Annotated in this window: 10 protein-coding genes; 6 read left to right on the plus strand and 4 right to left on the minus strand. The window is 74.9% G+C overall.

Annotated elements, in window-relative coordinates:
- Nucleotides 1-78 precede the first annotated feature (78 nt).
- Entirely contained in the window at nt 79-2,304 is a 2,226-nt protein-coding gene (gene recD2, locus CP977_RS12215; RefSeq protein ID WP_062755519.1) for an SF1B family DNA helicase RecD2, read from the minus strand.
- Nucleotides 2,305-2,433: 129 nt separating this feature from the next.
- Between recD2 and CP977_RS12220 the strand changes: the two genes are divergently transcribed.
- Nucleotides 2,434-3,237, plus strand: coding sequence for an SMI1/KNR4 family protein (locus CP977_RS12220; RefSeq protein ID WP_062757082.1), 804 nt, complete (start codon nt 2,434-2,436; stop codon nt 3,235-3,237).
- Between the two features lie 69 nt (nt 3,238-3,306).
- Here the strand turns inward: CP977_RS12220 and CP977_RS12225 are convergent, their stop codons facing one another.
- From CP977_RS12225 to CP977_RS12235, 3 genes are all read right to left on the minus strand, one after another.
- Nucleotides 3,307-4,110: a sugar phosphate isomerase/epimerase family protein gene (locus CP977_RS12225; protein ID WP_062755517.1), complete on the minus strand. Its 804-nt coding sequence runs from the start codon at nt 4,108-4,110 to the stop codon at nt 3,307-3,309.
- Nucleotides 4,107-5,267: a dihydrodipicolinate synthase family protein gene (locus CP977_RS12230; RefSeq protein WP_062755515.1), complete on the minus strand. Its 1,161-nt coding sequence runs from the start codon at nt 5,265-5,267 to the stop codon at nt 4,107-4,109. The genes CP977_RS12225 and CP977_RS12230 overlap by 4 nt, the downstream gene beginning before the upstream one ends.
- A 235-nt stretch (nt 5,268-5,502) precedes the next feature.
- Nucleotides 5,503-6,654 carry a Gfo/Idh/MocA family protein gene (locus tag CP977_RS12235; protein ID WP_062755513.1) on the minus strand — a complete coding sequence of 384 codons (1,152 nt, stop codon included), beginning with the start codon at nt 6,652-6,654 and terminating at the stop codon, nt 5,503-5,505.
- Nucleotides 6,655-6,944: 290 nt separating this feature from the next.
- On the opposite strand from CP977_RS12235, the gene CP977_RS12240 reads away from it, so the two are divergent.
- The 5 genes from CP977_RS12240 to CP977_RS12260 all read left to right on the plus strand — a co-directional run bounded on the left by CP977_RS12240 (nt 6,945) and on the right by CP977_RS12260 (nt 12,414).
- Complete coding sequence (locus tag CP977_RS12240) at nt 6,945-7,991, plus strand: LacI family DNA-binding transcriptional regulator (RefSeq protein WP_152370086.1); 1,047 nt, start codon at nt 6,945-6,947, stop codon at nt 7,989-7,991.
- Nucleotides 7,992-8,165: 174 nt separating this feature from the next.
- Nucleotides 8,166-9,143, plus strand: coding sequence for an alpha/beta hydrolase (locus tag CP977_RS12245; RefSeq protein WP_062755508.1), 978 nt, complete (start codon nt 8,166-8,168; stop codon nt 9,141-9,143).
- On the plus strand, nt 9,136-10,341 hold the full coding sequence (locus CP977_RS12250; protein ID WP_167308936.1) for an acyltransferase family protein: 1,206 nt from the start codon (nt 9,136-9,138) through the stop codon (nt 10,339-10,341). Before CP977_RS12245 ends, CP977_RS12250 begins: the two co-directional genes overlap by 8 nt.
- 52 nt (nt 10,342-10,393) lie before the next feature.
- The gene (locus tag CP977_RS12255; RefSeq protein ID WP_229991632.1) at nt 10,394-11,743 is read left to right on the plus strand and encodes a sensor histidine kinase; all 1,350 of its coding nucleotides are present in this window, start codon (nt 10,394-10,396) and stop codon (nt 11,741-11,743) included.
- Nucleotides 11,740-12,414: a response regulator gene (locus CP977_RS12260; protein ID WP_062755504.1), complete on the plus strand. Its 675-nt coding sequence runs from the start codon at nt 11,740-11,742 to the stop codon at nt 12,412-12,414. Before CP977_RS12255 ends, CP977_RS12260 begins: the two co-directional genes overlap by 4 nt.
- Nucleotides 12,415-12,468: the final 54 nt, after the last annotated feature.

Consider the following 12,468-nt stretch of genomic DNA (forward strand, 5'->3'; position numbering starts at 1 on the left):
CCAATTGGCGGCACTGAGTGCCGCCAACCTTCATATCCTGCCCCCTTCGCCCCGGTTCCGGTACCCCTCCGTGATCTTTCACACGAGGGCGGGCCCTGTGAGCCGGTGGGCGAGTGCGGTAAAGCGGCGGCCCGCCGAGACCGTGCGCACCGCCTGGGCGATCGCGCGGCGGGAGCCGACCAGGACGACCAGCTTCCGGGCCCGGGTCACGGCCGTGTAGAGCAGGTTCCGCTGGAGCATCATCCAGGCGCTCATGGTGACCGGGATCACCACCGCCGGGTACTCGCTGCCCTGCGAGCGGTGGATGGTGACCGCGTACGCGTGGGCGAGCTCGTCCAGCTCGTCGAAGTCGTACGGCACCTCCTCGTCCTCGTCCGTCCGCACGGTCAGGCGCTGCTCGACGGGGTCCAGGGCGGTGACGACGCCGACGGTGCCGTTGAAGACGCCGTTCTCCCCCTTGTCGTAGTTGTTGCGGATCTGGGTCACCTTGTCGCCCACGCGGAAGACGCGCCCGCCGAACCGCTTCTCCGGGAGGTCGGGGCGGGCCGGGGTGATGGCCTGCTGGAGCAGCCCGTTGAGCGCGCCCGCGCCCGCCGGGCCCCGGTGCATCGGGGCCAGGACCTGCACGTCCCGGCGCGGGTCGAGGCCGAACTTGGCCGGAATGCGGCGGGACGCGACCTCCACGGCGACCCGGGCGGCGTCCTCGGTCTCCTCCTCGGCGAAGAGGAAGAAGTCCGGCAGGCCTTCGGTGCGCGGGGGCGTGCCGGCGTTGATCCGGTGCGCGTTGACGACCACCCCCGACTGCTGGGCCTGCCGGAAGATCCGGGTCAGCCGGACCGCCGGGACGGGGCTGCCCGGGGCGAGCAGGTCGCCGAGGACCTCGCCCGCGCCGACCGAGGGGAGCTGGTCCACGTCCCCCACGAGCAGCAGGTGGGCGCCGGGGGCCACCGCCTTCACCAGCTTGTTCGCCAGGAGGAGGTCCAGCATGGAGGCCTCGTCCACGACGACCAGGTCCGCGTCCAGCGGCCGGTCCCGGTCGTAGGCGGCGTCCCCGCCGGGCTTGAGCTCCAGGAGCCGGTGGACGGTGGAGGCCTCGGCACCGGTCAGCTCCGCGAGGCGCTTGGCGGCCCGGCCCGTGGGGGCGGCGAGCACCACCTTGGCCTTCTTGGCGCGGGCCAGCTCCACGATGGAGCGGACCGTGAAGGACTTGCCGCAGCCGGGGCCGCCGGTGAGGACCGCGACCTTGCGGGTGAGGGCGAGCCGCACGGCCTCCTCCTGCTCGGGCGCGAGCGAGGCGCCGGTGCGGGTGGCGAGCCAGGCCAGGGCCTTGTCCCAGGGCACGTCCCGGAAAGCCGGCATCCGGTCCTCCTCGGCCCGCAGCAGCCGCCGGAGCTGCCCGGCGAGGGACAGCTCGGCCCGGTGGAACGGGATCAGGTACACGGCGGTGACCGGCGTCCCCTCCGGCCCCGGCACGGTCTCCCGCACGACCCCCTCGGGGTCCTCGGCCAGCTCGCCCAGGCACTCGATGACGAGCCCGGTGTCCACCTGGAGCAGCTTCACCGAGTCCGCGATCAGGCGCTCCTCGGGCAGGAAGCAGTGTCCCTGGTCGCTGGACTGCGACAGGGCGTACTGGAGGCCGGCCTTCACCCGGTCGGGGCTGTCGTGCGGGATGCCGACGGACTGGGCGATCCGGTCGGCGGTGAGGAAGCCGATGCCCCACACGTCGGCGGCGAGCCGGTACGGCTGGTTCCGCACGACGGAGATCGAGGCGTCCCCGTACTGCTTGTAGATCCGCACCGCGATGGAGGTGGAGACGCCGACCTCCTGGAGGAAGACCATCACCTCCTTGATGGCCTTCTGCTCCTCCCAGGCGGCGGTGATGTTCCTGGTCCGCTTGGGCCCGAGCCCCGGGACCTCGACGAGCCGCCCCGGGGACTCTTCGAGGATGTCGAGGGTGTCGAGCCCGAAGTGCTGCGTGATGCGGTCGGCGAAGACGGGCCCGATGCCCTTGACCAGCCCGGAGCCGAGGTAGCGGCGGATGCCCTGGATGGTGGCGGGCAGGACGGTCGTGTAGTTCTCGACGGTGAACTGCTTGCCGTACTGCGGATGGGACCCCCAGCGGCCCTCCATCCGCAGCGACTCCCCCGGCTGGGCGCCGAGCAGCGCGCCGACGACCGTGAGCAGGTCACCGGCACCCCGCCCGGTGTCGACCCGGGCGACCGTGTACCCCGTCTCCTCGTTGGCGTAGGTGATCCGCTCCAGGACCCCTTCGACCACTGCCGGACCGCGACCCTCGTTGGACATGTGTCGACCGTAGCGAAGGGGTCGGACAGGGGGCGGCCGCGCACCACGGCATAGGTCCCGCCCGTCGGCGAGAAGCGGTCGCGGGCGCGATGAATCGCGTTGTCGGTGCGGTGCGCTTCACTGGCCGCCATGGAGCTCACGCAAGCGGCCGTAAACGACCTGCTGGCCCGACTCGGGCCGGGGGGCAGCTGTATGTACCTGCCCGGCGATCTGGACCCGAAGGAGCTGGCCGGCCTACTCGCAGACAGGTACGGCACCCCGCACACACTCGTTCTGGACGGCTTCGCCGATCCGACGGTCGACGATTCCAGGGGCGCGGCTCTTCTCGTCCCCTTCGAGGACCGTGCCGTCACGATACGGGCGTGGGCGTACGGGGATCAGTGGGTCGGCACGGGGACGGCACGGGACACCGAGGGGACCGAGCGGGCGGTACTGGCAATCGCTCGCAGAGAGGTGCCCGAACCCCCGGACGCCGCTCCGGACGAGGGCGGGGACGTCGACTGGCTGGAGCGGCTCGGACGAATCACCGGCTGGACGCTGCCCGACCAGCGGCCGGACATGGACTGGGCGGAGACGGAGTCCCGGTTGGGCACCGCGCTGCCGAGCGACTACAAGCGCATGGTCGAGACGTTCGGCGAGGGCGCCTTCGACGGCTTCCTGGATCTGAACCAGGAGCCGTGGACGGATCTCCGGGAGGACAGGCTGCTCGTCTGGGCCGGCACGGAGCACGAGGACCTGTACTGCTGGAAGCCCGACGGCGGCGACCCCGACCGTTGGCCCGTCGTGGTCCGGTCCTTCGACGGTGAGGACGTCGCCTTCGACTGCCGAGCCGCCGAGTTCGTCTGCCGCATCCTCGTCGATCCGCACCACCCGTTCACGATGGCCCGCTACTTCGACACCCACTGGTTCATGAACTACGGGCGGCGCGACTGACCGCACCCTGCCGCCGACGGCATCCCCAGCGCGAGCCGGTGCCCGGGGGCCGCCCGGCCCCTGCCGTCCTCAGATCTCCAGGAAGCGTCGCAGCGTCTCCTCCAGGACCTCGGCCCCGTCCCGCGCCCACAGGTCGTCGTTGAAGAGTTCCACCTCCACCGGGCCCGTGTAGCCGGTCTTGTCCAGGAGGGCGGTCCAGGCGCGGAGGTCGATCGCGCCCGTGCCCAACTGGCCGCGGCCGTTGAGGACGCCGGCCGGGAGGGGGGTGGTCCAGTCGGCGAGTTGGAAGGAGTGGATGCGGCCGGTCGCGGCCGCGCGTTCCACCGCTGCCGGGGCGCGGTCGTCCCACCAGAGGTGGTACGTGTCGACCACCACGCCCACCTGCGAGGACGGGAAGCGCTCGGCGATCTCCAGGGCCTGGTCCAGGGTCGAGACGGCGCAGCGGTCGGAGGCGTACATCGGGTGGAGGGGTTCGACGGCGAGGCGTACGCCGTGTTCCGCGGCGTACGGGGCCAGTTCGCCGATCGCCTCCGTGATGCGGGCCCGGGCGGCGGGGAGGTCCGGGAAGGCGGGGGTGAGGCCGCCGGAGACCAGGACCAGGGTGTCGGTGCCGAGGGCCGCCGCCTCGACGACCGCCGCGCGGTTGGACGCGAGCCAGTCGTCCGAGGTGAAGAAGCCGCCCCGGCAGAGGGTGGTGACCTCCAGGCCCGCCTCCCGTACGAGCCGGGCCGCCGCCTCCACGCCGTACTCCCGGACGGGTTCGCGCCACAGGCCCACGCCCCGGATCCCCAGGCGGACGCAGTGGGAGACGAGGTCGGGGAGGGGGAGCTGCCTGACCGTCATCTGGTTGATCGAGAAGCGGTCGGGGTTCATCGCGGGACTCCGTGGACCGTGAGGAGGGACCTCATGCGGGACTCGGCCAGGGCCGGGTCGGGGAACAGGCCGAGGCCGTCGGCCAGTTCGTACGCGCGCGCGAGGTGCGGGAGCGAGCGGGCGGACTGGAGGCCGCCGACCATCGTGAAGTGGTCCTGGTGGCCGGCCAGCCAGGCCAGGAGGACGACGCCCGTCTTGTAGTAGCGGGTCGGGGGCTGGAAGAGGTGGCGGGAGAGCTCGACCGTGGGGTCCAGGAGCTTGCGGAAGGCCTTCGTGTCGCCCGTGTCCAGGGCGCGGACCGCCCGCGCCGCCAGCGGGCCCAGCGGGTCGAAGATGCCGAGCAGGGCGTGGCTGAATCCCTGCTCGTCGCCCTCGATCAGCTCCGGGTAGTGGAAGTCGTCGCCCGTGTAGCAGCGGACGCCGTCGGGGAGGCGGCGGCGCAGCTCCACCTCGCGCCGGGCGTCCAGGAGGGAGACCTTGACGCCGTCCACCTTGTCCGGGTGGGCCGCGATCACGTCGAGGAAGGTCCCCGTCGCCGCGTCGAGGTCGGCCGAGCCCCAGTAGCCGTCGAGCGCCGGGTCGAACATCGGGCCGAGCCAGTGCAGGATCACCGGCTCGCTCGCCTGGCGCAGGAGGTGGCCGTAGGTGTCGAGGTAGTCCTCGGGGCCGGTGGCGGCGGCCGCGAGGGCGCGGGAGGCCATCAGGATCGCCTGCGCGCCCGACTCCTCCACGACCGCGAGCTGTTCCTCGTACGCGGCGCGGATCCGCGGCAGTGCCGGCGGTGTGCCGTGGGGCAGGTGGTCGGTGCCCGCGCCGCAGGCGATCCGGCCGCCGACGGCCCTCGCCTCGGCGGCCGACCGCCGGATCAGTTCGGCCGCGCCCGCCCAGTCGAGGCCCATGCCGCGCTGGGCCGTGTCCATCGCCTCCGCGACGCCCAGGCCGTGGGACCAGAGGTGGCGGCGGAAGGCGAGGGTGGCGTCCCAGTCGACGGCGGCGGGGCCGTCGGGGGTGGTGTCGGCGTACGGGTCGGCGACGACGTGCGCGGCGGAGAAGACGGTACGGGAGGCCGACGGGCCGGCCGGGGCGAGCGCCAGGGGGTCGGTGCGGGGCTCGTAGGTCCGCAGACCGCCGTCGGGGGCGGGGAGGCGGATCGTCATGGGGTCACTTCCGGGGTGTCGGTGCGGGGGTTGTACGGGAGCGGTGGTTTTACGGACACGGTGGTTTTACGGGTGCGGCGCTGTCGTCACGGGGTCGTCTCCAGGGCGGGGGTGCGGCCGAGTTGCGGGGGCGGTGACGCGGTGGTCGGGCGCGGCGTCGTCTTCAGCGCGTCATCTCCGGGACCTCCGGGCCCCGGGACCTTCGGGACCTCGGTGGTCGGGCGCGGCGCCGTCGTCAGCCCGTCAGCTCCGGGACCTCCAGTCGGCGGCCCTCCGCCGCCGAGCGCAGGCCTAGCTCCGCGAGCTGGACGCCGCGGGCGCCCGCCAGGAGGTCCCAGTGGTAGGGCTCGTCCAGGACGACGTGGCGCAGGAACAGCTCCCACTGGGCCTTGAAGCCGTTGTCGAAGTCGGCGTTGTCCGGGATCTCCTGCCACTGGTCCCGGAAGGACTCGGTGACGGGAATGTCCGGGTTCCAGACCGGCTTCGGGGTGGCCGAGCGGTGCTGGACGCGGCAGCCGCGCAGTCCGGCGACGGCGGAGCCGTGGGTGCCGTCCACCTGGAACTCGACCAGTTCGTCGCGGTGGACGCGGACCGTCCACGAGGAGTTGATCTGGGCGACGGCCCCGCCCTCCAGTTCGAAGACGCCGTACGCGGCGTCCTCGGCGGTGGCCTCGTAGGGCTTGCCGTGCTCGTCCCAGCGGCGCGGGACGTGGGTGGCGACGTGGGCGCTGACGGAGGTGACCCGGCCGAACAGCTCGTGGAGCACGTACTCCCAGTGCGGGAACATGTCGACGACGATCCCGCCGCCGTCCTCCGCGCGGTAGTTCCAGCTGGGGCGCTGGGCCTCCTGCCAGTCGCCCTCGAAGACCCAGTACCCGAACTCCCCCCGTACGGACAGGACCTCGCCGAAGAAGCCGCCGTCGATCAGGCGCTTGAGCTTGCGCAGGCCCGGCAGGAACAGCTTGTCCTGGACGACGCCGTGCTTGATCCCCTTCCCGGTCGCGAGCCGGGCGAGGTCGAGGGCTTCGGCGAGGTCCCCGGCCGTCGGCTTCTCGGTGTAGACGTGCTTGCCGGCCGCTACGGCCCGGCGGATCGCGTCGGCGCGGGCCGGGGTGACCTGGGCGTCGAAGTAGACGTCGACCGTCCCGTCCGCGAGGACCGCGTCGAGGTCGGTGGACCACTCGGTGAGGCCGTGGCGCTCGGCGAGGGCGCGCAGGGCGGGCTCGCGGCGGCCGACGAGGACGGGCTCGGGCCACAGCGTCTCGCCGTTCCCGAGGTCGAGGCCGCCCTGCTCGCGCAGGGCGAGGATCGAGCGGACCAGGTGCTGGCGGTGGCCCATGCGGCCGGTGACGCCGTTCATGGCGATGCGGACGGTCCTGCGTGTCACGGAAGGTTCCTCTCCTCAGTGCTCCGTGCGCGATCCCCGGGCGGCACGCGCGGTCGCGCGGGTGTGCCGTGCGACCGCTCGGGTGTGCCGTGCGCGGTCGCACGGGTGCCCCCTGTGCGGTCACGCGGGTGTCCCCTGTGCGATCGCCCGGACGCCTCACGCGCGATCACGCCCGGTGCTCCACGCACGATCACGCCCCGTGCTCCACACACGATAGAAAGCGCTTTCTACAGGCGGGAACGCTAGCCTGCGGACAACGCCCCCCACAAGGCCCCGGAGGTACGCACGCGATGACCGTCACCCTGGCGGACGTGGCCGCCCGCGCTCGGGTCTCCCCCGCCACCGTCTCCCGCGTCCTCAACGGCAACTACCCGGTGGCCGAGTCCACCCGGGAGCGGGTGCTGCGGGCCGTGGCCGACCTCGACTACGTCCTCAACGGCCCCGCCAGCTCCCTCGCCGCCGCCACCTCCGACCTGGTCGGCGTGCTGGTCAACGACATCGCGGACCCCTTCTTCGGGATCATGGCGAGCGCGGCGCAGACCGCGATCGGGGCGGGCGCGTCCGGGCGGGGCGGGGGCGAGAAGCTCGCCGTCGTCTGCAACACCGGCGGCTCCCCCGAGCGCGAACTGACCTACCTCACGCTGCTCCAGCGGCAGCGGGCCGCCGCCGTCATCCTCATGGGCGGCTCCCTGGAGGCCCCGGAGCGGCTGGCGGCGACGGCCGCCAAGCTGTCCCGGCTGGCGGACGCGGGGACCCGGGTCGTGCTCTGCGGGCGCCCGCCGGTGGAGGGCGACGCGCACGCGGCGGCCCTCGTCTTCGACCACCGGACCGGCGCGCGCCGCCTCACCGAGCACCTGCTCGGCCTCGGCCACCGGCGGATCGGTTACGTGGCGGGGCCGGCCGACCGGACCACGACCCGGCACCGCCTGGAGGGGCACCGGGAGGCGCTGGCGGCGGCCGGGGTCCCGGAGGGGCCGACGGTCCACGGCCCGTACGAGCGGGCCTCCGGCCACGCGGCGACGGCCGAACTCCTCGCCCGCGACCCGGACCTGACGGCGATCGTCGCCTCCAACGACACGGTGGCCCTCGGCGTCTGCGCGGCCCTCAGGGAACGGGGCCTGGACGTCCCCGGCGACGTGTCCGTGGCGGGCTTCGACGACCTGCCGTGCGCCCTGGACGCGGTCCCGCCCCTGACCACCGTCCACCTCCCGCTGCACGAGGCGGGGACCCGGGCGGGCCACCTGGCGGCGGACGCGGCGGAACCCGCACCGGACGGCCACGAGACGATCCCGGCGGAGCTGGTGGTGCGGGGGTCCACGGGGGCGGTACGGGGGTAGGCCTTCGGCCGGGCCACCGGCCCCTGCAAGGCCCGCGCGTGGCGCAGGGCCCGCCCCCGTATCCCTGTCATACCCGAGAGCTACAAGCCGAGTCGGCTCTCCGGCGGGACGCCGACCACAGCGGTGCCTCCCTACCTTCCGTAACGGAACGTATCCCCGTACGGAAGGACCCCCATGGCGCTCCTGCCCCGCGTCCGCCGCGCCCTGCTCGCCGCGGTCGTCGCCGCCGCCGTCGCCCTGCCGCTCGCCGGGGCCGCGCGGCCCTCCGACGTACCGGCCCCCGTGCCCCCGGCCGTCGCGCCGCTGCGGGCGGACGGCGGGCCGGACGCGCTCGCCGCGGCGCTCGAAGGGCGTTACGCGGCGGAGCGGGCGGCGCTGCGGGAGGCCGCGCGGACGGCGGAGGAGCACGGGGCGCGGCTGCGGGCCGCGTCGCTGCGGGCGATGGCCGGGGCCGACCGGCGCTTCCTGGAGTTCGACGGGCGGGACGGCGGGCGGAGTGCGGAGGTGGTCGGGGACCTCGCGCGGGCCGAGCGGATCGCGGTCCTCGTGCCCGGCGCCGACACCGGCCTCGACTCCTACGCGCGCTTCCGGGCCGGTGCCACCGCCCTCCAGCGCACCCTCCGGCGGGAGTTCGGCGCCCGGTCCGCCGTCGTCGCCTGGCTCGGCTACCGCACCCCCGCCACCGGCAGCGCCGCCTCCCTCACCCCCGGCCGCGCCGACCGGGCGGCGCCCCGGCTCCGCTCGTTCGTCGAGGAGCTGGCGCGGATACGGCCCGGCGCCCGGATCACCCTGCTCGGGCACTCGTACGGCTCCGTGGTGTGCGCCCGCGCCGCCGCCGGGCTGCCCGTCGCCGCCCTCGTCCTCTACGGGAGCCCGGGCACCGGCTCCGACCGCGCCGCCGACCTGCGCACGGACGCCGCCGTCTGGGCCGGGCGGGCGTCCGGCGACTGGATCGCCGACGTGCCCCACCTGCGCGTCCCGCTCCCCGCAGGCGGTGAACTCGGCTTCGGGACCGACCCCGTGGAGCCGGGGTTCGGGGCCCGCCGGTTCGCCGCCGGCGACGGCGGCCACAGCGACTACCTGCTCCCCGGCTCCACACCCCTGCGCAACCTCGCCCGGATCGTCGACGGAAGGGAGCCGGAGCGTGCGTGAGACCACCACCCTTCCGACCGCCGGAAGCAGTCGTGCCGTGCACGCGCTCGTCCGCCGGACCGTCGCCGCCACCCCGCCGGAGCGGGACCGCGCGCTCGACGCGCTGCGCGCCCTCGCCATCCTCGGCGTGGTCCTCGGCCACTGGCTCGTCACCGCCCTCGTCGCCGACAGCGGCACCCTGCGCGTCGAGAGCCCCCTCGGTCACCTGCCCGAATTCACCCCGGTCTCCTGGGCGTTCCAGACCCTCGCCGTGTTCTTCCTGGTCGGCGGGTACGTCGCCGCCCGCGGCCACACCGCCGCCCGCGCCCGCGGCGAGGGCGGCGGCCGGTGGATCGCCGCCCGGCTGCGCCGGCTGTTCCGGCCCGTCGCCCCGCTGCTCGCGGTCTGGCTCGTCGCCACGGCCGGCACGCTCGCCTGCGGCGTCCCCTGGCGGACGGTCCAGGCGCTCGGGAAGCTCGTGCTCTCCCCGCTGTGGTTCCTGCTGGTCCTGGCCGCCCTCATCGCCGCCACCCCGCTGGTCGCGCGCGTCCACCCGCTGTGGCCGTTCGCCGTCGTCCTCCACGTCGACCTGGTCCGCTTCGGCCTCGACGGGCACGGCGCGACCGGCTGGCTCAACCTGCCCGCCGGGTGGCTCGTCCCGTACTGCCTCGGCGCGCTCCTCGCCCGCCGCGGCCCGCTCGCCCCGGCCGCCTCCTGGACGCTGCTCCTCGGCGGCGGGGCCGCGACCGCCCTGCTCGTCGTCCTCGCCGGCTACCCGGCCTCCATGGTGGGCGTCCCCGGCGCGCCGGTCTCCAACCTGAATCCGCCCACGCTCGCTGCCGTCACCTTCGGCCTCGCCCAGTGCGGCGGCGCGCTCCTGCTCCTCGGGCCGCTCCGGCGCGCCCTGCGCCGGCCCGTCGCCTGGACGGCCGTGGCCCTGCTCAACCTCGGCGCCATGACCGTCTTCCTCTGGCACCAGACCGCGATGATCGCCGTCACCGCCGGCGGCCTCCTCGCCGCGGACCTGCTCGGCCACGGGCCGCTCGCCGGTCTGCACACCGTCCCCGACAGGCACGCCTGGGTCCTCGCCCGGCTCGGCTGGCTCCCCCTCTTCGCGGGCGCGCTGCTGGTCTGCGGCGCCGCCTTCCACGCGTACGAACGCACCGCCCCGGCCCGCGTGCGGCGGCCCGGCACCACGATGGAGGCACCCCGTGCATAGGCTGTGGAGCAAGAACGGGAACAGGAGCGAACGAACGGGCGGGGGAAGCGCGTTGGGGGACACCACACGGTGGGCGGGCGCGCTGCGCGCCTCCCCGGACGCCCTGCGCGCCTCCCCGGACGCCCTGCGCGCGCTCCCGGACGTCCTGCGCGCCGACCTGCGGCCGGGACGCCGCGACCCGCTGCCCCGCCACCGGTACCTCGGTCGGCTGGCCCATGGGCACGTCGTGCTGTTCTGCGTGCTCATGGGCGTCTGGAACGCGAACCTGTACGAGGGCTTCATGCAGCCCGTCACCGGCGCCGTCTCGCTGCTCCTCGTCGTGCAGAGCGCCGCGCCCGTCCTGGCGCTCGTCCGGCCCGCCGCCGCCCTGTGGGTCTCCGTCGCCGCGCTCGTCCTCCTCGCCGCCCTGACCTCGGCGGTCTTCGGCGCCGCGTGGCCCTGGAGCGCCCCGGGCCTCGTGCTGCACGCCCTCGTCCTGCTGCTGCTCGCCCTCCGCGTGCGCCCCGCCGCCTCCGTCGCCGCCCTCGGGGCCTCCCTGCTCACCGGGATCGGCGCCGCGGTCCCGCACCACGTCCCGGGGCCCCACACCCTCGTCCAGGGCGCCGTCGCCTTCACCCTCGCCGTCGTCCTCGGGACATCGCTGCGCGCGACCCGCGTCTCCCGCAGCCGCCTCGTCGAGCAGGAGGAGCTGACCGCCGGGGAACGGGCCCGGCGCGCCCTCCTGGAGGAGCGCGGGCGCATCGCCCGCGAGCTGCACGACGTCGTCGCCCACCACATGTCCGTCATCTCGATCCAGGCCCAGGTCGCCCCGCACCTGGTGGCCGACCCGTCCCCGGAGCTCCGCGAGAACCTGGCCGGCATCCGGCAGAACGCCGTGGACGCCCTCACCGAACTCCGGCGCGTCCTCGGCGTCCTGCGCGGCGACGGCGACCCGGGCGACGCCGCCGCCGGAGTGCGGCACGCCCCGCAGCCCACCCTCGACCGGCTGGACGAACTCCTCGCCAACGTCCGGGCCGCCGGGCTCGACGTCACCGCCGAGACCCGGGGCACGCCCCGGCCGCTCTCCCCGGGCACCGAACTCTCCGCGTACCGCATCGTCCAGGAGGCGCTGAGCAACGCCGTGCGGCACGCGCCCGGCGCCCGGGCCTCGGTCTCGGTCCACCACCACCCGACCGGGCTGACCGTCCGGGTCACCAACACCGCCGCTCCCCGCCCGGCCGACCACGCCCCCGCCGGCCCCGCCCGGGAGCCCGGTCACGGACTGCTCGGCATGCGCGAGCGCACCGCCATGCTGGGCGGCGAACTCGCCGTGGGCCCCACCCCCGACGGCGGCTGGGAGGTCACCGCCCTCCTGCCCGCCGACCCGGGGCCCGGGCCCGCCTCCACGAAGGACGGTTCATGAACGACGTCATCAGGGTCCTCGTCGCGGACGACCAGGTCATGGTGCGGCAGGGCTTCACCGTCCTGCTGAACGCCGAACCCGGCATCGAGGTCGTCGGCCAGGCCGTCGACGGCGCCGACGCCGTCGCCCAGGTCGCGGCGCTCTCCCCCGACGTCGTCCTCATGGACATCCGGATGCCCGGCACCGGCGGCATCGAGGCCACCCGGCTGCTCACCTCACCCGCCGACGCCACCGTCAAGGTGCTCGTGCTGACCACCTTCGACCTGGACGAGTACGTGTACGAGGCGCTGCGCGCCGGTGCGTCCGGCTTCCTCCTCAAGGACGCGTCGGCCGAGGAACTGGCCGAGGCGGTACGGGTCGTGGCGCGCGGCGAGGCCCTGCTCGCGCCCCGGCTGACCAAGCGGCTGATCGCGGAGTTCGCCCGGCTCAGCCCCGCCCCGCACGTGCGGCCCGCGGAGCGCCTGGGCGGCCTGTCGGAGCGCGAGACCGAGGTCCTGGCGCTCATCGCGCAGGGCCTCTCCAACGCCGAGATCGCGGCCCGGCTCGTCGTCGCCGAGCAGACCGTGAAGACGTATGTGAGCCGCATCCTCACCAAGCTGTCCCTGCGCGACCGGACCCAGGCCGCCGTCCACGCGTACGAGAGCGGCCTGGTCCGGCCCGGCGGACGGTGACCGGGCCGGGCGCGGGCCGCGCCCGGGGACGCGCCCGCCCGGGCCCGGGTCCCG

The organism is Streptomyces cinereoruber, assembly GCF_009299385.1.
Lineage (GTDB): Bacteria > Actinomycetota > Actinomycetes > Streptomycetales > Streptomycetaceae > Streptomyces > Streptomyces bikiniensis.